The 24,415-nt window shown below is 63.6% G+C and carries 24 protein-coding genes; 13 read left to right on the top strand and 11 right to left on the bottom strand.

Going from position 1 to position 24,415, the window contains the following annotated elements:
- The first annotated feature begins 6 nt into the window (after nucleotides 1–6).
- On the top strand, nucleotides 7–1,191 hold the full coding sequence (gene uxuA, locus O7B34_RS01465; RefSeq protein WP_337144601.1) for a mannonate dehydratase: 1,185 nt from the start codon (nucleotides 7–9) through the stop codon (nucleotides 1,189–1,191).
- A 318-nt stretch (nucleotides 1,192–1,509) separates the two neighbouring features.
- On the top strand, nucleotides 1,510–2,856 hold the full coding sequence (locus O7B34_RS01460; protein ID WP_337144600.1) for an NAD(P)/FAD-dependent oxidoreductase: 1,347 nt from the start codon (nucleotides 1,510–1,512) through the stop codon (nucleotides 2,854–2,856).
- Between the two features lie 31 nt (nucleotides 2,857–2,887).
- Here O7B34_RS01460 and nanR read toward each other — a convergent pair whose 3' ends face one another.
- On the bottom strand, nucleotides 2,888–3,589 hold the full coding sequence (gene nanR, locus O7B34_RS01455; RefSeq protein WP_337145177.1) for a transcriptional regulator NanR: 702 nt from the start codon (nucleotides 3,587–3,589) through the stop codon (nucleotides 2,888–2,890).
- A gap of 219 nt (nucleotides 3,590–3,808) precedes the next feature.
- Between nanR and O7B34_RS01450 the strand changes: the two genes are divergently transcribed.
- From O7B34_RS01450 to O7B34_RS01430, 5 genes are all read left to right on the top strand, one after another.
- Nucleotides 3,809–5,410 carry an ABC transporter substrate-binding protein gene (locus tag O7B34_RS01450; protein ID WP_337144599.1) on the top strand — a complete coding sequence of 534 codons (1,602 nt, stop codon included), beginning with the start codon at nucleotides 3,809–3,811 and terminating at the stop codon, nucleotides 5,408–5,410.
- An 86-nt stretch (nucleotides 5,411–5,496) separates the two neighbouring features.
- Nucleotides 5,497–6,453, top strand: a complete 957-nt coding sequence (locus tag O7B34_RS01445) for an ABC transporter permease (protein WP_337144598.1) — start codon at nucleotides 5,497–5,499, stop codon at nucleotides 6,451–6,453.
- Entirely contained in the window at nucleotides 6,446–7,354 is a 909-nt protein-coding gene (opp4C, locus tag O7B34_RS01440; RefSeq protein ID WP_337144597.1) for an oligopeptide ABC transporter permease, read from the top strand. Before O7B34_RS01445 ends, opp4C begins: the two co-directional genes overlap by 8 nt.
- Nucleotides 7,351–9,426 (top strand): ABC transporter ATP-binding protein, encoded by a 2,076-nt coding sequence (locus tag O7B34_RS01435; RefSeq protein ID WP_337144596.1) that lies wholly within the window; start codon nucleotides 7,351–7,353, stop codon nucleotides 9,424–9,426. The genes opp4C and O7B34_RS01435 overlap by 4 nt, the downstream gene beginning before the upstream one ends.
- A 25-nt stretch (nucleotides 9,427–9,451) precedes the next feature.
- The gene (locus tag O7B34_RS01430) at nucleotides 9,452–10,348 is read left to right on the top strand and encodes a dihydrodipicolinate synthase family protein (RefSeq protein ID WP_337144595.1); all 897 of its coding nucleotides are present in this window, start codon (nucleotides 9,452–9,454) and stop codon (nucleotides 10,346–10,348) included.
- Nucleotides 10,349–10,360: 12 nt separating this feature from the next.
- Here the strand turns inward: O7B34_RS01430 and O7B34_RS01425 are convergent, their stop codons facing one another.
- Nucleotides 10,361–10,600, bottom strand: coding sequence for a hypothetical protein (locus O7B34_RS01425; RefSeq protein ID WP_337144594.1), 240 nt, complete (start codon nucleotides 10,598–10,600; stop codon nucleotides 10,361–10,363).
- Nucleotides 10,601–10,856: 256 nt separating this feature from the next.
- On the opposite strand from O7B34_RS01425, the gene O7B34_RS01420 reads away from it, so the two are divergent.
- From O7B34_RS01420 to O7B34_RS01410, 3 genes are all read left to right on the top strand, one after another.
- Complete coding sequence (locus O7B34_RS01420) at nucleotides 10,857–11,876, top strand: isopenicillin N synthase family dioxygenase (protein ID WP_337144593.1); 1,020 nt, start codon at nucleotides 10,857–10,859, stop codon at nucleotides 11,874–11,876.
- A 286-nt stretch (nucleotides 11,877–12,162) separates the two neighbouring features.
- Nucleotides 12,163–12,852: an SDR family NAD(P)-dependent oxidoreductase gene (locus O7B34_RS01415; protein WP_337139561.1), complete on the top strand. Its 690-nt coding sequence runs from the start codon at nucleotides 12,163–12,165 to the stop codon at nucleotides 12,850–12,852.
- Nucleotides 12,853–13,251: 399 nt separating this feature from the next.
- The gene (locus tag O7B34_RS01410; RefSeq protein WP_027146174.1) at nucleotides 13,252–13,503 is read left to right on the top strand and encodes a DUF768 domain-containing protein; all 252 of its coding nucleotides are present in this window, start codon (nucleotides 13,252–13,254) and stop codon (nucleotides 13,501–13,503) included.
- A 66-nt stretch (nucleotides 13,504–13,569) separates the two neighbouring features.
- Here the strand turns inward: O7B34_RS01410 and O7B34_RS01405 are convergent, their stop codons facing one another.
- The 3 genes from O7B34_RS01405 to O7B34_RS01395 form a co-directional block, all read right to left on the bottom strand.
- A complete protein-coding gene (locus tag O7B34_RS01405) occupies nucleotides 13,570–14,688 on the bottom strand; it encodes a DmpA family aminopeptidase (RefSeq protein WP_337144592.1) in 1,119 nt (372 codons plus the stop codon).
- Between the two features lie 4 nt (nucleotides 14,689–14,692).
- Nucleotides 14,693–16,336 (bottom strand): exodeoxyribonuclease VII large subunit, encoded by a 1,644-nt coding sequence (xseA, locus tag O7B34_RS01400; protein ID WP_337144591.1) that lies wholly within the window; start codon nucleotides 16,334–16,336, stop codon nucleotides 14,693–14,695.
- 72 nt (nucleotides 16,337–16,408) lie between these two features.
- The gene (locus O7B34_RS01395; protein ID WP_337107339.1) at nucleotides 16,409–17,365 is read right to left on the bottom strand and encodes a LysR substrate-binding domain-containing protein; all 957 of its coding nucleotides are present in this window, start codon (nucleotides 17,363–17,365) and stop codon (nucleotides 16,409–16,411) included.
- A 177-nt stretch (nucleotides 17,366–17,542) separates the two neighbouring features.
- Between O7B34_RS01395 and O7B34_RS01390 the strand changes: the two genes are divergently transcribed.
- Nucleotides 17,543–17,833: a DUF1127 domain-containing protein gene (locus tag O7B34_RS01390; RefSeq protein ID WP_224570360.1), complete on the top strand. Its 291-nt coding sequence runs from the start codon at nucleotides 17,543–17,545 to the stop codon at nucleotides 17,831–17,833.
- Between the two features lie 140 nt (nucleotides 17,834–17,973).
- Here O7B34_RS01390 and O7B34_RS01385 read toward each other — a convergent pair whose 3' ends face one another.
- The 5 genes from O7B34_RS01385 to O7B34_RS01365 all read right to left on the bottom strand — a co-directional run bounded on the left by O7B34_RS01385 (nucleotide 17,974) and on the right by O7B34_RS01365 (nucleotide 22,351).
- On the bottom strand, nucleotides 17,974–18,270 hold the full coding sequence (locus O7B34_RS01385; RefSeq protein ID WP_337144590.1) for a type II toxin-antitoxin system HicB family antitoxin: 297 nt from the start codon (nucleotides 18,268–18,270) through the stop codon (nucleotides 17,974–17,976).
- Nucleotides 18,271–18,295: 25 nt separating this feature from the next.
- Nucleotides 18,296–19,330: a DUF937 domain-containing protein gene (locus tag O7B34_RS01380; protein ID WP_337144589.1), complete on the bottom strand. Its 1,035-nt coding sequence runs from the start codon at nucleotides 19,328–19,330 to the stop codon at nucleotides 18,296–18,298.
- An 89-nt stretch (nucleotides 19,331–19,419) separates the two neighbouring features.
- Nucleotides 19,420–20,793: a glutamate--cysteine ligase gene (locus tag O7B34_RS01375; protein ID WP_140504597.1), complete on the bottom strand. Its 1,374-nt coding sequence runs from the start codon at nucleotides 20,791–20,793 to the stop codon at nucleotides 19,420–19,422.
- A 144-nt stretch (nucleotides 20,794–20,937) separates the two neighbouring features.
- Nucleotides 20,938–21,672 carry a 16S rRNA (uracil(1498)-N(3))-methyltransferase gene (locus O7B34_RS01370; protein ID WP_337145176.1) on the bottom strand — a complete coding sequence of 245 codons (735 nt, stop codon included), beginning with the start codon at nucleotides 21,670–21,672 and terminating at the stop codon, nucleotides 20,938–20,940.
- A gap of 31 nt (nucleotides 21,673–21,703) precedes the next feature.
- A complete protein-coding gene (locus O7B34_RS01365) occupies nucleotides 21,704–22,351 on the bottom strand; it encodes a hypothetical protein (RefSeq protein ID WP_337144588.1) in 648 nt (215 codons plus the stop codon).
- Between the two features lie 87 nt (nucleotides 22,352–22,438).
- On the opposite strand from O7B34_RS01365, the gene O7B34_RS01360 reads away from it, so the two are divergent.
- Nucleotides 22,439–23,137: a type 1 glutamine amidotransferase gene (locus tag O7B34_RS01360; protein ID WP_337144587.1), complete on the top strand. Its 699-nt coding sequence runs from the start codon at nucleotides 22,439–22,441 to the stop codon at nucleotides 23,135–23,137.
- A gap of 323 nt (nucleotides 23,138–23,460) precedes the next feature.
- The gene (locus tag O7B34_RS01355) at nucleotides 23,461–23,592 is read left to right on the top strand and encodes a hypothetical protein (protein ID WP_013893872.1); all 132 of its coding nucleotides are present in this window, start codon (nucleotides 23,461–23,463) and stop codon (nucleotides 23,590–23,592) included.
- Between the two features lie 37 nt (nucleotides 23,593–23,629).
- On the opposite strand, the gene O7B34_RS01350 is transcribed toward O7B34_RS01355, so the two are convergent.
- The gene (locus O7B34_RS01350; RefSeq protein WP_337145175.1) at nucleotides 23,630–24,403 is read right to left on the bottom strand and encodes a metallophosphoesterase; all 774 of its coding nucleotides are present in this window, start codon (nucleotides 24,401–24,403) and stop codon (nucleotides 23,630–23,632) included.
- Nucleotides 24,404–24,415 lie beyond the last annotated feature (12 nt).

Below are 24,415 nucleotides of genomic sequence, written 5' to 3'. Positions count from 1 at the left end.
GTGGCAATGGAACAGTGTTGGCGCTGGTATGGTCCCGATGATCCGGTGACGCTTGAACATGTCAAACAAGCCGGCGCCACCGGCGTGGTTTCGGCGCTTCACCAGATTTATGACGGCAGGGCCTGGCCCGAGGCGGATGTGCTTGAGCGCAAGCGCATCATCGAGGCGGCTGGGCTGACCTGGTCGGTTGTCGAGAGCATTCCGGTCCACAATTCCTTCAAGATCGGCGCGCCGGAGCGCGAGCGCTATGCCGGCTATTATCGCGACAGCATCCGCGCGCTCGCCAAGGCAGGCATCCGGACGATCTGCTACAATTTCATGCCGGTGGTCGACTGGACCCGCACCGACCTGGCCTACCGGCTGCCGACGACCGGTTATGCCTTGCGTTTCGACGCTATCGACTTTGCCGCCTATGATCTCTTTGTCCTGCAGCGCAAGAATGGCGCGCAGAGCTACACGCCGGCGCGTATCGCCGAAGCCGAGCAGCGGCTGAAGGTGCTGACGCCGGAGCAGATCGACCAGATCGAGCGCAACCTGATCGCCGGCCTGCCGGCGACGGAGCGCAGCTATAACAGGGACAGTTTTCGCGAGGCCCTGGCGGAATATGATGCGATCGGGCCGAAGGAACTGCGCGACAACCTGGCCTGGTTCCTGCGCGAGATCATCCCGGCGGCCGAAGAGGAGGGCGTGCGCATGTGCATCCATCCCGACGATCCGCCGTTCTCGCTTTATGGCCTGCCGCGCGTCGTTTCCACGGCGGAGGATGCGCGCTTCATCCTCACGACGGTCGACAGCCCGGCCAATGGCTTGACGTTCTGCACCGGCTCCTACGGCACGCGCGCCGACAACGACATCGTCGCCATGGTCAAGGAATTCGCTGACCGCATCCATTTCGTCCATCTGCGCAACATCACCATCGAGGAAGACGGCTCGTTCTATGAGGCTGAGCATCTGGAGGGTGGCACCGACATGGCGCATGTCATCCTCGCTTTGATGCAGGAAGAGAAGCGCCGTCGCGGGGATGGCGGGGCCGACTGGCAAATCCCGATGCGGCCGGATCATGGCCATCTGCTCGCCGACGACATCGGCAAGAAAAAGATCAACCCCGGCTATTCGCTCATCGGCCGACTGAAAGGTCTCGCCGAGCTGCGCGGCATCATGCGTGCCGTCGAGCGGTTCGGGCTCGCCTGAAGTCTTAGGGCGGCAAGCTATCGTTTGCGATCTTCCGCAGGATGTCGCGACAGGTCACACCGAGGCTGACCCTGTCCGGCATCCCCGAGCCTAATTATCCCGATAGTCGATGAGGCCAGGGGCTGGCTGCGGCGACGAGAAGCGACCTCGACGGGTGGTCAACAATTTCATTGAGCTGGCACGCAAATTTTCGAGACTGGTCGTGTAGTGCTTGTCGACGCACTTCACGCTTGGCCAGTTTCCCATAGAAGCGCGCGATCTCGCGCCACCGGAACCAGCCATCGGCGCGGGGCCATGCCTGTGAAAAAGGACAATCCTTTGACGATCTTCCCTTTCACCGAAGCCAGTCCGATCCAGTTTCAGGCGCCGCTGCCGAAGACGTCGGATGTGGTCATTGTCGGCGGTGGCATCATCGGCGTGACCGCGGCCTTGTTCCTGGCCCGGCGCAACATACCGGTGACCTTGCTGGAGAAGGGACGCATCGCCGCGGAGCAGTCCTCGCGCAACTGGGGTTGGATCCGCCAGCAGGGCCGCGACGCGGACGAACTGCCCATCGTCATCGAAGCGCAGCGTCTCTGGCGCCAACTGGCCGAGGAGTGCGGCGAGGACATAGGCTTGACGCAGACCGGCGTGACCTATCTTGCGCGGACCGACAAGGAGATGGCCGATTTCGCCAAGTTCCTGAAGATCGCCGAGGCCCATGGCGTCGACACGCGTCTCCTCGACCGGGGTGAGACCGCCAAGCTGATCCCGGCCATGTCGCGCCCCTTCAAGGGCGCCATGACCACGCCATCGGACATGCGTGCCGAGCCCTGGGTCGCGGTGCCGGCGTTTGCCCGCCTGGCCGCTCGCCAGGGCGTCACCATCATCGAGAACTGTGCGGCACGCAGGCTCGATATCTCCGCGGGGCGCATCAGCGGTGTCTGGACCGAACAAGGCCGCATCGCCACATCGAACGTGCTTGTCGCCAGCGGCGCCTGGACGTCGCTGTTCCTGCGCGCGCACGGCGTCTCGATCCCGCAGCTCAGTGTCCGCACGACCGTCGCTGCGACCGCGCCGATGCCGGAAATCCATGCGGGCGCCGCAGCGGACGAACGCATCGCCTTCCGGCGTAGAAAGGACGGCGGATACACGCTGGCGGCGGGAGGCAGCCACCTGCTCTATATAGGGCCGGATGCATTGCGTCACGCACCGAAATACCTGCCCGCCCTGAAGGCAAATCCTTTCGGCACGCGCTACCTGCCGGCGGCGCCTCGTGCATATCCGGACAGCTGGTCTACCCCACGCAAATGGGATGCGGACAAGGAAAGCCCGTTCGAAAGGATGCGCGTTCTCAATCCTGCCCCGGAGGCCAAGGCGCTTCGCGCCATCGATCGAGGGTTCAAGGAGCTTTTCCCACAATTCGAGGCGGTACCGCTCCGGGCAAGCTGGGCCGGCATGATCGATGCGATGCCGGATGTCGTGCCTGTCGTGGATCGTACGGCTGCGGTTCCGGGTCTCGTCATCGCGACAGGGATGAGCGGCCACGGCTTTGGCATAGGCCCTGGCATGGGCCGCGTCCTGTCCGACTTGATCCAGGGCAACGAGACCGGACATAACCTTCATAGGTTTCGCCAATCCCGGTTCAGCGACGGCAGCCCGATCCAGATGGGACCATCGCTTTAGATCTCGTCCGGTGTACGGGTTCGACGAGAGGCTAATCTGGTTTCGCCTGGCGGGGATTGAACTTGCGCCGGGCGTTTTCCAGATGCTCGCGCATCGCCTGGCCGGCGGCTTCCGGATCGTGCCGCTCGATGGCTTCGAAGACTGCCTTGTGCCCGGCGAAACTGATGCGGTTTTCCAACTCGGTGTTGGCCATGTGGATGCGCTGGTTGATCAGCCACTCCACCAGCGCTTCGTGCGCGGCGAGAAAAATCGGATTCCCGGGGATCGCGGTCAGCACGCGGTGAAAGGCGACGTCAGTGACGGCAAAGGCGCGGGCGCGTGAAATGGCGCGTTCGTTTTCGGCCAGCGCGGCGGCCAGGGCATCGATCTGCGCTTGCGTCGCTATCTCGGCGGCATGGCGCGTGATCGAGACTTCGAGGAACAGCCGCAGTTGTTCGAAATGGCCGATGCCGTCGGGCTGGTCCATCAAAAGGTGTGCGGTGCCTGTCAGCTGCTCCAGCATGTTCTTCGGCGTCGGCCGCGTCACCTTGGGCCGCTCGCCGCTGTTGATGCGCACAAGGCCCATCTTCTCCAGCGCAAACAGCGCCTCGCGTACCGAGGGGCGCCCGACATCGAACATCGACATCAGTTCGCGCTCGGACGGCAGCGAGGCACCGACCGGATAAACCTCATCCCGGATCATCGCCTCCAGGCGGAGACGGACCTCGTCGGACAATTTTTTTCGGACCGGCATATTGTGCATGGTCTACCTTTTAAGCTATTAGACCAGTCGCTGCAAGCGAGCACAGGCAAGGAGCTGTGGATCGCTGAGGCGCGGTGCGACCGAGGGGTAGGAGGAGGTCGCTACTTGCCAATGAGCGACTGGACGCGAAACAGCGACCAGGCGACCGCGAGAACGCGCGCTCCGACGTCAGCCGCGACCGACCGACACAATCGAAGGGAGGAGAATTCCATGAGACGATTTCTGATCAGCCTTTTGCCGGCCTTGGCGCTCATGCTTGCCGCAGGCGCTGCGAAGGCCGAAGGAGGCGGCACGTTCCGCTCGGCCATGCGCACCGGCTGCATCGAGATGGGCACGCTGCACACCACCTGCGGCCATCGGCTCGACGAGACCGTCCTGCAGGGCCTCGTCCACATCAAGTGGACGGGCGATGGCGTGCAGCCGATGCTGGCCGAAAGCTGGAAGACGCCCGACGGCGGCAAGACCTATGTCTTCAGCCTGCGCCATGGCGTCAAATGGCATGACGGCACGCCTTTCACCGCCAGGGACGTGGTGTTCAGCCTCAATCTTTACGCCAACCCGAAGGTCGGCTCGCCCTGGTCGCAGAAGCTTTCCGCCGTGGCCGGCTACAAGGCCTTCCAGGATGGCTCGGCCACCTCGCTTGCCGGGGTGAAGGCGGTGGACGACGCGACCGTGCAGATCGAACTCGACAGCGCCAAGCCGCTCTGGGTCGAGCTGCAGCTGATCGCCATCAGCATCTTTCCCGAGCACATATTGGGCAAGGTCGCGCCCGCCGACATCAAGGGCAATGCCTTCTGGGTCAATCGGGTCGGCACCGGCCCGTTCATCTGGAAGAAGTATGAGAGCGACCAGTATGTCGAGGTCGACCGCAATCCCGACTATGTCCTTGGCGCGCCCAAGCTCGACCGCATCATCTACCAGATCTACAAGGATGTGCCGCCGATCATCGCCGCGCTTGAGACGCAGGAGGTCGACGCCATGTCCTATGAGGGCGGCGGCGTGCCGATCGCCGAACTGCCCCGCCTGCAGAAGCTCGACTATCTGACCGTGCTGCCGAAATTCTCCGCCGGCCTGCCGACCTATCTGCAATTCAACCTGGAGAACAAGCGCTTCGCCGACGTGCGCGTGCGCCAGGCGATGCTCTATGCCATCGACCGCAAGGCGATCATCGAGACCGTCAAGCAGGGCGCCGGTGAACTCCTGAACACGCTGTTCCCGCAGGACTGGGCGCGCGCCAAGGACCTCGAACCCTACAACTACAATCCCGACAAGGCCAAGCAGCTGCTCACCGACGCGGGCTGGGATGCGAGCCAGCCGGTCGACTTCATCTACTATTATTCCGACCAGATGAACGTCGACACCGTCACCGCCATCCAGAGTTATCTGGCCGCCGTCGGCGTCAACATCCAGCCGCGCCTGCTCGATCCGGCGGCGATCAACCAGATCTATGCCGACGGCAGCTTCCAGATGGGCTTCTTCGCGCAAGGCATGGGCCTCGATCCCTCGCTCGGCTCGCCTCTGGTCGTCTGCGGCGCCAAGCCGCTCGCCATGGGCTACTGCAACCCCAAGGTCGACGAACTCTTCAACAAGGGGCTTGAATCCAACGACCGCGCCACGCGCGCCGCGAGCTATCAGGAGGCCTCGCGCATCCTCAATCAGGACCTGCCCAAGGCCTGGCTTTGGAACGAGGTGCGGCCGCTGGCCTTCAACAACCGGATCGTCGGCCTGGCGCAGCACTTCAAGGAACAGCCGCTCGTGATCTTCAATCACCCGGTCTACAACGAAGTCGAGAAGTGGGAGGTGGCGAAATAGCCGCGGATATCCCTGCCGGTCGTGGGGCTCTGAGCGAGCCTCACGATCGATTGTCTCAGAACCGCCTTCAGCCCTAGGAGAGGCCGGTGCTCAGCTATCTCCTGCGAAAACTTTTGCTCAGCATCCCGGTGCTGTTCGGTGTTACCGTGATCGTCTTTGCCATCGCGCATGCCATGCCCGGCGACGCGGTGCTGGCGATGATCACGGCGGAGGCGCCGTCGAGCGAGGAGCTGATCGCCATGCGGCGCGGCGAACTCGGCCTCGACCAGCCGGTCTATGTCCAGTACCTCAACTGGATCGGCCAGATCCTTCACGGCAATCTCGGCCGCTCCTTCGTCAATGGCCGCGGTGTCGGCGATATCATCGTCGAGCGGTTGCCGATGACGCTGGAGCTGATGGGTGTCGCACTGCTCGTCGCTTTCGTCATCGGCACCACGCTTGGCGTGCTCTCGGCCCTCAGGCAATACAAGCTCACCGACTATTCGCTGACGCTTGCCGGCTTTGTCGGCGTCTCGATCCCGGACTTCTTCATGGGACTTTTGCTCGTCTACGTCTTTGCGCTGGAGCTGCGCTGGCTGCCGTCGTCGGGCATTTCCACGGCTGGTGAAAACTTCTCGCTCCTCGACAATCTCAGGCACCTGATCCTGCCGGCGGCGGCACTTGCCTTGTTCCGCGCCGCGATCTTCATGCGCTATGCCCGCGCCGGCATGCTCGAAGTGCTGAACCAGAGCTATATGCGCACCGCCAGGGCCAAGGGGCTCAAGCCCCGCACCATCACGCTGCGCCACGGCCTGCGCAACGCGCTGATCCCGCTGGTCACCGTCTTCGGCCTCGCACTGCCGACACTGTTCGGTGGCTCGGTGGTGATCGAGACCATCTTCCAGTGGCCCGGCATCGGCCTGATGTTCATCGATTCCGTGGTGAACAGGGATAGCCCCGTGATCATGGGCTATGTGCTGATCACTGCCATCATCGTCATGCTGGCCAATCTCGCCACCGACCTTGCCTACAGCGTGCTCGACCCCAGGGTGAGCTATGACTGACGCAACCGCCGCCGACATGACGATCGCTGCCGGCGCCTCGCGCGGCCTGTGGGGCGAGGCGGCGCGCCGCTTCCTCAACCACCGTCTGGCCACGCTCGGCCTGATCATGCTTGCCATCATCGTGCTCGCCTGCGTGCTGGCGCCGCTGATCGCCCATTACGGACCCAACGACATCGACCTCAGGGGGCGCAACCAGCCGCCCGGCGGCATCCACTGGCTGGGCACCGACGGCACCGGTCGCGACATCTTCGCCCGCATCCTCTATGGCGGCCGCATCTCACTGACGGTCGGCTTCGTCGCCGTCGCGATCTCGGCCGCGATCGGCATCTTCATCGGCTGCGTCGCCGGCTATTTCGGCGGCAAGGTCGACCTCTTGCTGATGGGCCTGATCGACATGGTGCTGACCTTCCCGCGGCTGGTCATCATCATCGCTTTCGTCGCGGTCGTCGGGCCCAGCATCTTCAACACCATGGTCGTGATCGGACTGCTGAGCTGGCCCTCCATCGCCCGCCTGACGCGCGGCGAGATTCTGGCCTTGCGCAACCAGGAGTTCATCCTGGCCGCGCGCTCGCTCGGCACCTCGCCCTCGATCATCATCCTCGAACACATCCTGCCCAACGTGCTGAGCCCGATCCTGGTGGCGATCACCCTCGACGTCGCGACCGTCATCCTGCTCGAAGCTTCGCTCTCCTTCCTCGGTCTTGGCGCGCAGGCGCCGGCCGCCAGTTGGGGCAACATGCTGCGCGACGCACGCACACTGTCGATCCTGGAGAGCCAGCCCTGGATGTGGATCCCGCCCGGCGCGATGATCGCCATGGCCGTGCTCAGCATCAACTTCGTCGGCGACGGCCTGCGCGATGCGCTCGACCCGCAGCACATCATGGGTGGGGGCGGCAAGTGACCGGCCTGGAAACGCTCGCCCGCGGCAAGGCCGCGCCGGCGCCGGGGCAACAGCCCGTGCTTTCCGTGCAGGGGCTGAGCGTCGAGTTCGGCCCGCGCGGCAATTCCGTCTATGCTGTCAACGACGTCTCCTTCGAGCTTGCCGAGGGCGAGTCTTTGGCGATCGTCGGCGAGAGCGGCTCCGGCAAGTCGGTCACCGTGCAGACGCTGATGGGCCTGATCCGCAAGCCACCCGGCCGCGTCACCGCGGGCCGCGCGCTGTTTCGTGGCCGCGATCTGCTGGCCATGCCCGACAGCGAACTGCGCCGGATACGCGGCCGCGACATCGCCATGATCTTCCAGGATCCGATGTCGTCGCTGAACCCGGTGCTGACCATCGGCCTGCAACTGACCGAGGCGCTTCGCGAGCACCAGGGCCTGAACGAGGCCGAGGCCGAACGCGAGGCGCTCGCCATGCTGGCGCTGGTCGGCATCGCCAACGCGCCGCAGCGCATGCGCGCCTTTCCGCATCAGTTCTCGGGCGGCCAGTTGCAGCGCATAGGCATTGCCATGGCGCTGGTGTGCAAGCCGTCGATCCTGATCGCCGACGAGCCGACGACGGCGCTCGACGTCACTATCCAGGCGCAGATCGTCGAACTGGTCGTGCGCCTGCAAAAGCAACTCGGCATGGCGATCATCTGGATCAGCCATGACCTCAGCCTGGTCGCCGGCTTCGTCGATCGCGTCGCGGTGATGTATGCCGGCTCGATCGTTGAAAGCGCCCCGGTCAACGATTTGTTTTCGGCAACCAAGCATCCCTATACGATCGGCCTGCTCAACTCGATCCCGTCGCTGACGGCGGCAAACATCAGGCTGGTGCCGATCAAGGGCGCGCCGCCCAATGTCACACTGGCGCCGACCTTCTGTGCCTTCGCGCCGCGCTGCGACTATGCCGAAGCGCGCTGCCGCGAGCAGAAGCCGCCGCTGGAACTGGTTGCCGCCGGCCATACCACCGCGTGCTGGCGCTGGCGGGAGGTGGAGCGAGTGCCGCGCATGAGCGCAGCCGCTGCGGGCAAGCCCGCCGTGACGGCACCGAAGCAGGAACCGCTGCTCACCGTCACGGACCTCAAAGTGCATTTCCCGATCCGGCGCGGAGTCCTGCGACGGCAGGTCGGCGCGGTGCATGCGGTCGACGGCGTCAGCTTCGAGGTGATGCGCGGCGAGACGCTGGCGCTGGTGGGCGAAAGCGGCTGCGGCAAGTCGACGACCGGCCGCGCCGTGCTCGGCCTGGAGCGCCCAAGCGCCGGCAGCATTGTGTTCGAAAGCAGGGACTATGCGGGCGCGACGGGCGAGGAGCTGAAGCAGCGCCGCCGCGACATGCAGATGGTGTTCCAGAACCCGTTCGGCTCGCTCAACCCGCGCATGACCGTCGGCCGCATCATCGGCGAAGGGCTGCGTGCGCAGAAGATCGGCACCCGCGCCTCGCGTGACGTGCGCGTCAGCGAATTGTTGGCGCTGGTGGGTCTCCGGGAAGCGCTGCGAAACCGCTATCCGTTCGAGCTCTCCGGCGGCCAGCGCCAGCGCGTCGGCATTGCCCGCGCGTTGGCGGCCAATCCGAAATTCATCATTGCCGACGAGCCGATCTCGGCGCTCGACGTCTCGATCCAGGCGCAGATCGTCAATCTGCTCGACGACCTCAAGGCTCGCCTCGGCCTGACCTATCTGTTCGTCGGTCACGATCTGTCGATGATCCGCTATCTCAGCGACCGCGTCGCGGTGATGTATCTCGGCTGCATCGTCGAGATCGGCACCACGCCGGCGGTGTTCGGCGCACCATTGCATCCCTATACGCGCGCTCTGTTGTCGGCGATTCCCGTGCCTGATCCCAAGGCGGGCGGAACGCGCCGGCGCATCGTGCTTGGCGGTGGCGTACCCGATCCGTCGAAGCCGCCGCCCGGCTGCCATTTCCATCCGCGCTGCCCTCTGGCGACCGAGATCTGCACCAAGGTCGATCCGGCACAGCGCGATTTCGGCTCCGCCGTCACCGGCCAGCATCTCGTCGCCTGCCACCACGCTGGCGAAGCCACATCATGACAAATCTGGAAAACCGAGAATCCCAATGACCAAGCAATTGGCGGGCATGTATGCCGCCCTGATGACCGGACTGAGCGATGCCGGCGAGTTCGATCCGCAACGCCAGCGCAACATTAACGACTATGTGCTGCGCCAGGGTCTGGCCGGTCTCTATGTCGGTGGCAGCAGCGGCGAATCCGGCTTGCTGACGGTGGACGAATTGTTGGCGCAGCAAGAGGTGGTCTTCGCCAGCGCGACCTCAACGGGCGTCAAGCTGATCGCCCATGTCGGCATGCCGAACCTGCGCGATTCCATCCGTCTGGCGCGGCAGGCGCAGAAGCTTGGCTATCACGCGCTGTCGGCGCTGCCGCCGCATTCCTACCCGTTCTCCGACGAAGAAGTCTTCGGCTATTACCAGGCACTGGCGGCGGCGACGGACCTGCCGTTTATTGTCTACGAGATACCCTTGCGCACCGGCCGGCCGTTGCCGCTTCCCCTGCTGGTTCGGCTGCTCGACCTCAAAAATGTCGTCGGCATCAAGTTCACCTCCACCGACTTGTTCAAATATTCCCTGCTGCGCAAGCGGCAGCCGCAAAAGCTCTTCTACTACGGCTTCGATGAGATCTATGCCGCCGCCGGCATGCTCGGCACCGAAGGCGGCATCGGCACAACCTACAATCTGCTTGGCAGGCTCTACGTAGCGATCGACCAGGCGGTCCGCGCTGGCGATCTTACACGGGCGAAGGCGCTGCAGATGGTGTCGCAGGATTTCGTCGAGGCACTGCTGGAGACCGGCGTGCTGCCGGGCATGAAGGCGGCCTTCCGCGTTATCGGCGTCGATTGCGGCCCGACCCGCGCGCCGATGGCGCTGGCGGTCACCGATGCCGAGGACCGCATGCGCGCGGTGCTCGCCCGCCCGGCGATCAAGGAGTGGCTGGTGTGAGCCGAGGCTCCTTCACCACATCATGAACGACGCGACATCCGCATCCCACACCTTGCCGGCATTCACGTCGGCAATAGCTTGGTCGACGATATCAATGTCCTCGGTCACTTCATCTTCGGTCGGCGTCAGTGGCGGGATGAATTCGAGCACGTTGGCCTTCAGCCCGACATAGCTGACGGCCGCACCCAGCTCATAGCCGCGATAGATGCCGTTGTCGTGGGACCGGCATGCTGGCCGATCCCGACGAGCCACGCGACCTCTTCGGCATGCTGCTCAGGGCAGCCCAATCCTGCTGAATGATCGCGGCCATTGTCAGCTTTGCCGGCGCGCGTGGAAAAATTGTTCGTCGCGGCGGCTTCGAAGGGCCGATCGTTTCTTTCTTGGCAATCTGGAGTCGATGAGACTTGCAGGCATTGCTGGCGTTGTGACCGCCGAGAGTGCACGCAAGTCCAACAGTCCTGGTTTGCGGATGGGCAAACATCCGCAGAAACCAGGAAAGGAGCCTGATATGCCCAGAATAGTACCCGTGCTTGATCTGAGCCACTTTGAACAAGGCGCATCGGAACGTCGGACGTTTCTGGCGGATCTGCGTTCCGCCTCGCGCGACATCGGCTTTTTCTATCTGGCTGGGCATGGCATCTCGTGGGCGGAGATCAGCGAGGTGCTCACCGCATCGCGCCGCTTCTTTGCCTTGGGCGAGGCCGACAAGCTCGCGATCGAGATGGTCAAGTCCTCGCAGTTCCGCGGCTATACGCACGCCGGCGGCGAGCTGACCAAGGGCAAGGCCGATTGGCGCGAACAGCTCGACATCGGCGTCGAGCGCCAACCTATAGCGCAAGGCCCCGGAATTCCCGCCTGGACGCGGCTGCAGGGGCCGAACCAGTGGCCCGCTGCGTTGCCGGAGCTCAAACCCGCGCTGCTTGCCTGGCAGGCCAAGGCAACAGCGGTGGCGATCCGGCTGCTGAAAGCTTTCGCGCTATCGCTCGAGCAACCCGAGGATGCCTTCGACCCGATCTATCGAGACTCACCAAACCATCGCATGAAGATCGTGCGCTACCCCGGCCGCGAGGCGACCGGCGGCGACCAAGGTGTCGGCGCGCACAAGGATGGCGGTTTCCTGACGCTGCTGCTCCAGGATGACAACAAGGGGCTCCAGGTCGACTATGATGGCAGCTGGGTGGATGTGGACCCCATTCCCGGCACGCTCGTCGTCAACATCGGTGAATTGCTCGAACTGGCCTCGAATGGCTATTTGCGCGCGACCGTGCATCGCGTCGTGACGCCGCCCGCCGGCATCGAGCGCATTTCGGTGCCGTTCTTCTTCAGCGCCAAGCTCGATGCGACGATACCGTTGCTCGAATTGCCGGAGGAATTGGCGGCGCAGGCGCGCGGGCCGGCCAGCGATCCGGACAATGCTTTGTTTCGCGATGTCGGAACCAATGTGCTGAAAAGCCGGCTGCGCTCGCACCCTGACGTCGCGCGCCGCCATTACGCGGACCTGCTTCAGCCGGAAACCGGGGCGGGTTGAGCCAGTTGATACAAGAACGAACAGGATTTTTCGTAGTTCGGACCGATTTTAGAAAATCATTTGTCGTGCCCGTGCAAGGATCGGTTCAGAATGACAAATCCGTTCGGTGTTTTCCTCCCATTTCGCTGAACGGTGTTCCCCTCTGAAGGTTATGACCTTCTTTTGGCCGGGCCGTTTTCGCGCCCGGCCATTTTTCTTTCCGCCGTGCGCGTTGCCGGTGCGGCGCTGATCCGGCAGAGTTCAACATCTGCCAGCCATTGCAATTGGTGGAAGAAGGAGAGGTCTCATGACATCCAATGTCGCCGTCATTGCCGGGGCGGGATCCGGCTTGAGCGCCTCGCTCGCGCGTCTTCTCGCCAGGGAAGGGTTCCAAATCGTCCTGGCCGCCCGAGATATCGAGAAGCTCGATGCATTGCAGGCGCAAACCGGCGCGCAAGCCGTGGCAACGGATGTCTCCGATGCCACGTCGGTGGAGCGTCTGTTCGATGTCGCCGACAAAGCTGGCCCGCTTTCCCTGGTGGTTTTCAACGCCGGCGGCCGCGCCCGCGGTCCGCTGGCCGAACTCGATCCCGAGGCGGTTCGTCAGGCGCTGCTTGTCGGGGCCTATGGTGGGTTCCTGGTCGGCCAGCAGGCGGCCCGCCGGCTGATCGCTCAAGGGGCGGGCTCGATCTTCTTCACCGGAGCGACGGCAAGCGTGAAGGGGTTCGCCGGCTCCGCCGGCTTTGCGATGCCGAAATTCGGATTGCGCGGGCTGGCGCAGTCCATGGCCCGTGAACTGGCGCCCAAGAACATCCACGTCGCGCATTTCATCATCGACGGCGCCATTGCCTCGGCCGCGTCCGGGCAGGAGTCCGAACCGCAGGATCGGCGGCTATCGCCGGATGCGATCGCCGAGGCCTATCTCGCCATCCACCGCCAGCACCGCAGCGCCTGGACCTGGGAAATGGAACTCAGGCCGTGGGTCGAAAACTTCTGACCGGATCAGCGATCCATGCGACTTTTGCATGGCTCCTGTGCACGGGCCTTGAGGAGAGTCGACATAGTGTATGGATATCACTATATAGCGGCGGCTTCGATGGCTCGCGCCTTGAAGCGCAACGTCATAAGGCGGCGGTAGCGACAGCCATTGAGATACGAAACGGACTGGAAGCCGTAAAGGTAGAAGCAATTGCTTGGAGCGGGCAGATCCCGCCAACGGTACAGTCCTTCAGAAACAGAAAATGTTCTTCACCCCTCGAATTCCTTCGGCTCTGTGGACCCTGGACGGCTTCGGCTTGCCGTCCGGCCGCGACTCGGCTCGAATGGGAACATGCATCCTTTACGGGATGCGGACGTTTAGGATTACCAACCGGCTTTGCCGCAAGGGAATAGCAGTATGAGTGAACACGCGATCGAATTCTTGCGGGGATGGATCGGCGAAAAGGTCCATTGCCAGTCCCCGGCCAGGATCGAGAAGCAGGCCGAGACACTGGCCAGGGAATGCGCCGCCAAGGCTGCCGAGGTCGGCATACCGCTGGAGGACATCCAGGAGGAAGTCGGCGACATCCAGGAACTCATCGCTTCCCGGCTGGAGGAAGCGGCCGAGGCCGACGAAAGCCAGCAGGCTTCCAGCAAGGCCGCGGAATAGATTTTCAGGGACAACCCTGTCTGAATGCGCGGGCTTCGGCCCGCGTTTTCGTCTTTGGCATCCTTCTCAGCCAAATTTTTCCTTGAGCCACGCTTTCGGCAGGGCAGGCACGAAATTGCCATCGCGACCGGTCATGTCGTGATTGGCGACAAGAGCGTTGAGGATCGATTCCTCCACCGTCTGGATCACGGCATCGAAGAACGGGTCGATGTCCACATCGGGAATGAAATCGGCGCTGGCGATGCGGCCAGTCAGCCCCAGCGCAGCGGCAGGATTGGCGGTCGAGAAGGCGAGAAAAATGTCGCCCGAACTGTGATAGCCGAAGCCGCCGGTCATGGCGACGCCGAGCGGCACGCGGCGGGCCAGCCGCTTCATCTGGTGCGGCAGGAAAGGCGCGTCGGTCGCGACGACGGCGATGATTGAGCCCTTTTCCGCGCGCGACGTGGCTTCGCGGATCGCCGGTTCGGTGAGTTCGGAACCGGCGCGCAGGCCACGAATGGTGAAATTGTGCCGCTTGCCGAAATTCGACTGCACGAAGGCGCCGACCGTGTAGGTGCGCCCTTGCCATGCGACGATGCGCGAGGCCGTGCCGGAACCGGCCTTGAAGCCGAAAGTGATCATGCCGGTGCCGCCGCCGACGCTGCCTTCCTCGATCGGACCGCTGGCGGCGCCGTCAAGGGCTTCGGCGACATGCTCCGATGTCAGATGGTGGCCGTTGATGTCGTTGAGAAACCCGTCATAGGTCTCCGCTGCCACGGGCAAACCCCAGGCGCTGTCGACGGCCGCCGGCAGCACTTGGTTCATCCAACGCAGCGTGCCGTCACGCGAAACCCCGCAGGAATGCGTGTTGGTGATGGTGATTGGGAAGTTGAAGGCGCCGGTTTCCTCGATGATGTGCGAGCCGGTCAGTTCGCCATTGCCGTTCTGGCTGAAGATGCCGGCGAAGACCGGCGTCGCCAGTTCGTCGCGCGGCTTGGGCAGGATCGCGGTGACACCGGTGCGCACCGGTCCCTTGCCGACGACAAGCGGACCATCGCCCGATATCAGCGTCGCATAGCCGACCGCGACGCCAGGCACGTCGGTGATCGCGTTGAACGGCCCAGGCGTTCCGTCGAAGCCGATATTGAAGCTTCTCGCGCGCGGCTTGCCGGACGGCGTTGCCAGATGGTGCGGATTGTCGGTCATGCTCTTAGAACAAGGATCCCTGATTGCCGGGTTCTCTAGCCTTGGCAACTGGGGCCTTTACCGGCTTGGCATCGGGCTTTGGCCGCGCCGCGCCGCTGGTTGCCACCGCATCCGCCGTACCGTCCGCGAATTCCAGCGAAAGCGCCATCCCAGACGCCACGTCGGCGGCCTGCTTGATGACGGCGCCGTCGGCATCCTTAACCAGCGCGAAGCCGCGCGCCAGGACGGCCTTGTGCGAAAGCGTCGCCATCAGCCGGTCGGCCTGGATGATGCGGCCGCGCAACCGCTCCAGCCTGAGCAGCATCGCCTGACCGCCGCGTCTCGTCAAAGCCGACAGCATATCCCTCTGCACACGTTGCCGCCGAGCTGTCGGCTCGATCGTGATGCGGCCCTGCAGCAAAGCCAGTTGCTGTCTGTGCCGCTGCAACGACGCCTTGGCGCATTTTGGCAACTGGTCCGCGGCACGATTGAGCTCCGCGCGCCGGCTTCTCGCCAGGCTGCGCAGCGCCCCTTGCGCGCGCAAAAGATTACGGTCGTTGGTGCGCCGGGCCTCGGCAATCCGCTGCGACAGCATTGCCGGCGTCAACTTTACGGCGAAGAATCGTGCCCGCTTGCGCTCGGTGGAAACCATCAGGCCACGACCGAGCCTCGATGTCGCTTCGTCCAGGCGCCGGCGCGGCAACGCCAGCAATTGATCGGGCGAGGGCAGCGCACGCGCCGCCGCACGGGCTGCCTGACGCTTGCGTTCGAAATTGCGCAGCACCGCGGCCTTGAGCCGTGCGCCGAGGCTGGCCAGCGTCGCTTCGAGTTCAGCCTTCACCGGCACGGCGATTTCGGCCGCGCCCGTCGGTGTCGGCGCCCGCACATCCGCGACAAGATCGATCAGCGTCCAGTCGGTTTCATGCCCTACGGCCGAAATCACCGGAATGTCGGAGGCGGCGACTGCGCGGGCGAGCGCCTCGTCATTGAAGCCCCACAGATCTTCCAGGCTGCCGCCGCCGCGCGCGACGATCAGCAGATCGGGGCGCTGGATGGGGCTGTCCCACGCCAGTGCGTTGAAACCGGTGACGGCATTGGTCACTTCCGCACTCGCCGTGTCGCCCTGCACGCGCACCGGCCAGACCAGTACATGCAGCGGAAAGCGGTCCTTGATGCGGTGGATGATGTCGCGGATGACGGACCCGGTCGGCGAGGTGACGACACCGATGGTGCACGGCATGAATGGCAGCCGGCGCTTGCGGCCGGCGTCGAAAAGCCCCTCAGCCTGCAGCCGGCGCTTGCGCTCCTCCAGCAGGGCCATCAGCGCCCCGGCGCCAGCCGGCTCGAGATTGTCGATGACGATCTGGTAGTTGGACTTGCCGGGATAGGTGGTGAGCTTGCCGGTGGCGATCACCTCCATCCCCTCTTCGGGACGGAATTTCAGCCGGCTCATCGTGCCTTTCCACACCACGGCGTCGAGCCGGGCGCGGTCGTCCTTCAGCGCGAAATAGGCATGGCCGGAGGAATGCGGCCCACGATAGCCCGAGATTTCGCCGCGCACCCGCACATTGCCGAAGACGTCCTCGACCGTGCGCTTCAGCGCGCCCGAAATCTCGCTCACGGTGTATTCGGTGGCGTTGGTGCGTGATTCGGATGCTGCTTCGCTCATCGGCCGATTGGGGGCTGGTTGAGCGCCGACGTCAAGGCGGCCATGTCAGTCCCGATATTCATGACCCGCATCCTACCAGCCGGGCACGATCTGGTTTGCCTTGCTCCGCTTCATTTTGGCGAAAGCGAGTGCCGCGAAGTCGAACGTTCCTGTGTCCTCGCCAAGCGGGATCGAGATATTGTCCAGGCTTTCCGAGATGTGTCGGGCAAGCGCGTCGACGATCTCCGGCCGCGAGGTCTGGCCGCGCATGATGCCGATGCGGCAGTCGGGCAGGGCGCCGAAGCCGTCGGCTTCGCCCAGCACCCTCATGCCGGGCCTGAGCGCGCATTCCGGCAGCACCGAAATCGCCAGGCCCGAAAGCACGGCCGCGGTGATCACGGTCGCCGAGAAGCTGGTGAACAGGATGCGGTAGTCGCGGTTCTGCTGGTCCAGAACGTCGACGGCGGCGCGCCTCCAGATGCAGTTCGGCCGGCCGAAGGCCATCGGCAGCGTTTCCTGCTCATGCGTCGCGTGGTTGGCCGAGGAGACCCACAGCAGCGGTTCGCGCCGAACCACCTCCGATTGGCCGCGTACATCATTGTGCGTCACCAGCGCCAGGTCGAGATTACCGCGCTTGATGTGCTCGACCAGCCCCGGCGTCGGTTCGCAGATGACGGTCAGTTCGACGCGCGGATTGGAGCGGGTGAAGCGTGCCATGATCTCCGGCAGGAAACGGTCGGCATAGTCGTCCGGCGTGCCGATGCGGATCGTGCCTTCGAGCCGCTGGTCGTCGAAGGCGGCGAGCGTCTCGCGGTTGAGATAGAGCAGCCGTCTTGCGTAGGAGAGCAGCTTGTCGCCTTCCTCCGTCAGCCTGTTGCTGCGCCCCTCCTTCTCGAACAGGGGCTTGCCGATCCGTTCCTCCAGCCGGCGCATCTGCATCGACACCGCCGACTGGGTGCGGTGCACTTCTTCCGCTGCACGGGTGAAGCTGCCGGTATCGGCGATCGAGATGAAGGTCTGCAATTGATCGAGATCGAGCGGCGCTTTCATCGACGTGATCCATCACTAGTGTTGATGCCAAAGATTAGAAACATTCGTTGGATTAATCAATCGGTCGATGGCAAATTGGCATTGTCCACATGAAGGCATGTGAATCGAAGCCGGAACGGCCGCTGTCATCAGCGCCGATCGTCGGGTTTCGTCCGTTCGAGTCTGAAAGAGACCGACATGACCACGATCGATTTCGCCACCGAGACCTCGCGCATCACTTCGCGTCCGGCCGTTGCGACGCGCGTGGCCAACACCGTCTCCAACGCCTACCGCGCCTGGAAAAACCGCCGCGCTTTCTACCGTCTTGGCGAGATGTCGGACGCCGAACTCGCCGATATCGGCCTGACGCGCGCCGACCTGCATGTCGCAATCGACGTGCCGTTTGGCCGCGACCCGACGGCGATCCTGCGTGAGATCGCCAGCGATCGCGTTGAAACGATCGAGGACATCGCCCGCAAGGTGGCCTGATTGCTGAGTTTCGGTCCCGTTGAACCTTTTTGCGGCTCAGCGCGACCAAGGTTCATGCAGGCTCCCCACTCCCTGCCGGTTCCCCGCCGGCCTGCCTGCACGCTGCCCGGTCCTCCCAAGGACCGGGCTTTTCTTTTTGCTCAGGCGAATGCCAGCTTTCGCGATAGTTTTGGTATCGGTCTGCCGAGATCATGCGCGGCCTCTATCCAGGACGCTATGGCATCTTGAACATTTGCGATGGCCTCTTCGGGAGTCTCACCGTCGCTCATGCAACCAGGAAGATCTGGTACAAGGGCTGAAAACCCACGTCCGTCCTCGATCGCAAGCGGCGCGATGATGACCGGATACTCAAGTCTGTCCGTCATGTCTCTTGCCTCGTCGATGAATGTTACGAGTTTCCGGATATTGCGGCGCATCTGCTCCAGCCGTTTGCTCATGGATTTGTCTCGGACGTTTGAACTGCTATCGCCGGTCCATGTCGCGCTTGAACTGGTCGAAGATCGTTTCCACGCCCTTCTGGTAGTCGTCGCGCTGCTGGGCGCCGGTTTCGAACATCTTGCCGAAAATGTCGTCGAACGGGTTCCTTGGCCGGCCGCTTGGATTGGCCTGCGGCTGTGGGGTCTGGCGCGGCTGGGGCGCCTGCGGCTGCGACGCTTGAGGTTGAGGCGTCGGCTGCCCGCCCGGCATGCCACCGAAGCCGCCGCCTTGCCGCAGCATCTCCTCGAAGATTTTCCCCAGCGGGTTGTCGCCGTAGGGGCTCTGTGTCTGCTGTGGCTGGGGTCGACCTTGTGGTTGCTGCGGCGCGCCGCCACCGAACATATCCTGCAGCACCTTGCCGAGCGGATTATCGCCATAGGGATTGGGTGCCGGTTGCGGCTGGCTTTGTTGTTGCGCTGAGCCGCCGCCGAACATGTCCTGCAAGACCTTGCCGAGCGGGTTGTCCATCTGAGACGGCGGCGCCTGGCGCTGTTGTGGCGCCGGTGCCTGCATGCCGCCCTGCCGCATCATCTGCTCGATGATTTCGCCCAGTGGATTGTTGCCGCCGCCCGCAGCCTGCGTCTGGCCGCCTGTCAACTGGTTTGTCGTCTGCTTGAACAGTCCGCCCATTACCATCGAAGCGATCGCGGGCAGCATCTGCTGCAGGACCTGCTGGCTGACGCCGCTTGCCTGCGCCGCCTGGCTGGCCACGGCGCGCGACAGGTCCTTCGAACCGAACAGATGTCCCAGAATGCCGTTGCCTTCATCGACGCCTTGCGGGGAGAACGCGCGTGTCGCGTCCTCGAAATACTTGGCGTGCTGGCCGCTTGCCATCGCCGTCATGAAGGCGCCGAGCCCATAGGGATCGGCGGTGTTGCGCTGCAACCCTTGTGAAAAGGCCGGCAACAGTGCGGCGACCGCCGCCTGTGTCTGCTGCATCGAAAGCCCGTATTGCTGGGCAAGCGCCTGCATGCCATTGCCGTTCTGGGCCTGCGTCAGCATGTCGAACAAGGTGGGCATCGGCTTCTCCTCCGGGAAATCCTCGAAAGAGAACCTAATTCGTTTCAATGCCCGATTGAAGCTACTTTTGCCGTGGCTATCGCCCGCGGTTAATAGGCATATTCCATGAATACCGGCTCGATCGAGCCGCCCCAGCGCGTGTGATAGGCCGACAGCATCTCCTCGGCGCTGGTGGTGCCGCGCGCCACAACTTCATCGAGTGTGTTGAGGAACGAGGTTTCGTCGTAGCCGTCGCGATTCTTCTTGCCGCGGTTCTTCAGCCCGGTACGCGAAATGGCCATGACGTCGCGCGCGATCTCGCGCAGCGTGGTGTTGCGGAAGGGCGCGGAAATGCCGAGCTCCGGCACGGCGTTGCGCATGGCCAGCACTTCCTTGTAGGTCCAGCTCGACGTCAACGCCTCGGCCGCGTCGAGTGCCGCCTCGTCATAAAGCAGTCCGACCCAGAAGGCCGGCAGCGCGCAGATACGCCGCCAGGGACCGCCATCGGCGCCGCGCATTTCCAGGAAACGCTTCAGCCGAACGTCGGGGAACAAAGTCGACAGATGGTTCGCCCAGTCGCCCATCGTCGGCAGGCCGTCCGGCACTTCGTTACGCGCGGCCCCGGCCATGAACTGGCGGAAGGTGATGTGCGTCATATCGTGATAGTGGCCGTCGCGGATGACGAAATACATCGGCACGTCGAGCGCCCATTCGACATAGTCGGCAAAGCCGAAATCCGGCGAGAAGCAGAATTCGAGCAGGCCGGAGCGCTGGTTGTCGGTGTCGCGCCAGATGTCGCCGCGCCAGCTCTGTAGCCCGTTCGGCCGGCTGTCGGTGAAGGGCGAGTTGGCGAACAGCGCCGTCGACAGCGGCTGCAGTTTCAGCGACACCTGCATCTTGCGCCGCATGTCGGTCTCGCTCTCGAAGTCGAGGTTCACCTGGATCGTGCAGGTGCGGTACATCATGTCGAGGCCCTTGGTGCCGACCTTGGGCATGTAGCGCGTCATGATCTCATAGCGCGACTTCGGCATTTTCGGCGTCTCGGCCAGCGACCATTTCGGGCTGCCGCCGAGGCCAAGGAAGCGGATGCCCATCGGCTCGGCGATCTCGCGCACCTGCGCCAGGTGGGCATTGCCTTCACGGCAGGTCTGGTGGATGGACTCCAGCGGCGCGCCGGAGAGCTCGAATTGTCCGCCGGGCTCAAGCGAAATCGCGCCCTGGCCGGTCGGCTCGACCAGACCGATGATGCGGCCGGCATCCATGATCGGATCCCAGCCCAGCTTGTTCTGCATGCCTTCTAGGATGGCGCGGATGCCGCGCTCGCCGCCGTAAGGCACCGGTGCGTTGCCATCGACATAGAACGGGAATTTTTCGTGCTCGGTGCCGATGCGCCATTTTTCGCGCGGCTTGTTGCCTTCGGCCAGGTGCTCGACAAGCTCGTCTACGCCTTCGATGGGCCGGAAATCGGTTGTGTCGCGCGCCATTTTCAAGCCCTCAAAGGCGGTTGGACCACCGCCGGCGCTAAATGGACGAAATGTCAGTAGCCGATCAAGCGAAAAATCCTGAGCCACAGGTCAAGAGGAATTGAAGGCCACTGCCCGCAAGCACCTCTTGCGAGAGACAACGTCCTACCAGTCGCCGATTGTTGCCTGCATCGCCGCAAGCGCCGCCACAGCCGCCGTGTCGGCGCGCAGGATACGCGGCCCGAGCGGAATGGCGGTCACGAAGGGGAGCGCCCGCAACATCTTACGCTCCTCGTCGGAAAAGCCGCCCTCGGGCCCGACCAGCAGGGCGAGCTTTTTCTCCTTTACCGCCTGCAAGGCAGGCAACGGGTTGTTGGTCGAGGCGTCCTCGTCGCAGAAGATCAGCCGCCTTTCCTTGTCCCACCCGATCAGCAGGCGCTCGAATTTTTCCGCCTCGCGAACCTCCGGCACCGCAAGGATGCCGCATTGTTCGGCGGCCTCGACGACATTGGCGCGCAGGCGATCGATGGACGGTTTTGCCACCTGCGTGTGCTGGGTGATGACCGGCTGCAGGATGCCGGCGCCCATCTCGACCGCCTTCTGCACGAGATAATCGAGCCGGCCCTGCTTCAGCGGTGCGAAACAATAGATGAGATCGGGCAAAGGCGGCTGCGGTCTTTGCGGCGCCAGCACCTTCAGCCGCACCGACCGCTTTGATTTCGCTGATATCGCCGCCGACCACTCGCCGTCGCGGCCGTTGAAGACAAGGATCTCGGTGCCTTCGGCGAGCCGCAGCACATGCAGGAGATAATGGCTCTGCTGCTGGCCGGGTTCGAACTCGATGTCTGGTCCGAGGTCATCGGGCACGAACAGACGTTGCATCTTGTAGTTGGCGCGCATGGCCGAGGAATGGGCGAGGCGGCTGCCGGCGTCAAGCCTTGGCGGAAGGATGCCACACGGGTTGAAAGCCATGGCGCAGGACGGCAAGCGTCGTTTCCGGGGTCAGCAGCACAAGCGGCTCGTCCTCAAACCGATCAAGGCTGGTTGGCGGGCCATATCCGGCAAAAGCCCATGGCAATGCCTCGCCGTGGCGCAAGGCATACGCGCTGCCGCCAGCCGCGATCATCGCGCCATCGGGCAGGCGGGCAAGTGCGTCCATTGCGACCGCAGGCCGTTTGCCGCCGGAAGCCAGCCGCTCCTTGTGCAGTCGCTTGTCGACCTGCGGCGCGCGCGGCTCGGCAATACCGAAGGTTTGGCCGAAGCGGGCGACAAAATCCTTGGCCCGTTCGCGCTGGCAAAAGAAGCAGGGGCGATGCCCGGCGGCGAGCGCCGTCACCTCGTCGAGAAAGAAAAGCTCGGTCCAGCCGGCCTTGCCACCGGCCCGGTTGCGGCCCATCGGCTCGCGCCGCGCATTGCGGAATTGGCACACGCAGATGATCCAGGCCTGAAGCGCCCAGCGCTTTTTCAGGAGAGTCTTTGTCGCGGGGTCGTGGATGATGCCGCGATTGCCGGTGAACAGGCCGCGCTCCGGCACGGCGTGGATGGCGCCGAACGGATCGACCCGGTTCTGCAGTGGCATAGTTTTCTCCGCGTGCCCGTATCTTGGCTGAAATGCCGGCGTCATGATATCGCTCGTGGCACCTTTTTCATGTCAGCAGGGTTTTCGATGCGTGTGCTGGTTGTCCAGAACTACGACAATACCGGGCTCGGCCAGGTCGGCGCGGCATTGGCGGAAGCGGGTGCCGATCTCGATGTGCGCCTCCCCTACAAGGGCGATCCGCTGCCACGGGACGCAACCGGCCATGATGCCATGGTGGTGCTCGGCGGCGGCCAGAATGCGCTGGCCGACGAAGAATATCCCTATTTTCCGGCGCTGCTCGAACTGACCCGCGATTTTGCCGGCAAGGATCGCGCCGTGCTCGGCATCTGCCTCGGCGGCCAACTCGTCGCCCGTGCTTTTGGTGGGGAGAACCGCATCGGCGGCGCCAACGAATTCGGCTGGCACGGCGTGTCGCTGACGTCGGAAGGCAAGGCTGATCCGGTGCTGGCTGAGCTGCCGGAAAAGTTCCCGATCTTCCAATGGCACGACGACACATTCGTGTTGCCCGAAAACGCCGTGCGGCTCGCCGGCAACGATGTCGCCGAAAACCAGGCGTTTCGCCTCGGCCGCGCCGTCTACGGCTTCCAGTTCCACTTCGAGGCTGACCGGCCGATGGTGAAGGACTGGAGCTCCTCCTTCGCACCGATCATTGCCGCGCGCCATCCCGACTGGGCCGGCAGGCTCGATGGCGAAATGGCCCGCAACGGCCCTGACGCCGATGCTGCTGGTCTCGCCATTGCCCGTGCCTGGGTAGCGACGATCTGAGAGGCTGTCAGAGCGAATTTCGAAACAGCCTGAGCGTCCATCCCTCGCGTTCTGCGTGACATAATTGGCACGCGGTCATGAATCCGTCCGGGAAAACCCCTTTTCATCCTTGGCTTGTGTCCGGCCGCCATCCTAGAAGGCGCGCGCTCTATGTCGGCTGTGCAACCGGGATGAACCTTTTGTGTGACCCGCGCGACACACTATCGATACGGAACACGCCTAGAAGCGCGAAATCGTCGAAACTTTGAAGCGATTTTTCCTTTTCAACGCATTGGTAACCGCCTCGTGCACAGATGCAGAAGGCTCAACAAGAGATGACCTCCGTGAAAGCAGCGCTTCTGTCCTTTGCCATGTTGTCCGCCATCGTGCTTTGCGGTCTTGGTATCTATGCCGCCGATGCGGCCAACAACCACAACGCCGTCGACGGCTACGGCGTCACCGCCTCCCTGCGCTAAGCCAGGGCATCCGTCACACCCTCGGGCGCCGAGGCCCTCAAGACTCTTTTATCAACATTTCCAGGATGCGTTTGTCCACGCCGTCCACGACGAGCGCGGTAAGCATGCCTGATTGCCAGGCAAGCGTGTCGACATTGACGCGGTTGGCCATCACTTCCGCCTCCGGGACCGGTGTGTGACCGTGCACCACGACCTTGGCGAAGAGGCCGGTGTGGTCGTGGAAAACGTCGCGGATCCAGATCAGGTCCTGCGGGTTCTGATTGTCCAGGGGAATGCCTGGCCTGATGCCGGCATGGCAGAAGAAGAAGTCGCCTGACGTCACCGAGAACGGCAACGATCGCAGGAAGTCGACATGGCTTTGCGGCACGGATTCGAGCAGGGCTTGGTGGCCCTTGCGCATGGCTGATTCCGCCTTGCCGAACCAAACGCCGCTGCCGTTGCTGATCGTCACCCCATAGGATTGCGCGGTCTGGATACCGCCAAAGCGGATGAAGAGCCCTTCGGGATCGGGTGTCTTGAGAAAGTCGAGAAAGCCGATGTCGTGGTTGCCGACCAGCATCACGTTTCGCGGATCGCGTTCGCGCGCTTCGATCAGAAAGTCGATGACGCCCTTGGAGTCCGGTCCGCGATCGACATAGTCGCCAAGATGGATGATGCGCCAGTCCGCAACCAGGTCCTTCGCGATCTCGGCCTTGATCTGGCCGTGCATGGCGGCCAGCAGGTCGAGCCGGCCATGCACGTCGCCGATCGCGTAGAGACGCACGCCGTCCGGCCCGTGTGCGTCGAGGAAATGGATGCCGGGTTCCGCCAAGGTCTTGATATC

Source organism: Mesorhizobium sp. Cs1299R1N3 (assembly GCF_037179625.1).
GTDB classification, from domain to species: Bacteria; Pseudomonadota; Alphaproteobacteria; order Rhizobiales; family Rhizobiaceae; genus Mesorhizobium; species Mesorhizobium salmacidum.
The sequence above is the reverse complement of the archived record's forward strand: the minus strand, read 5'-3'. Positions and strand labels throughout refer to the sequence as shown.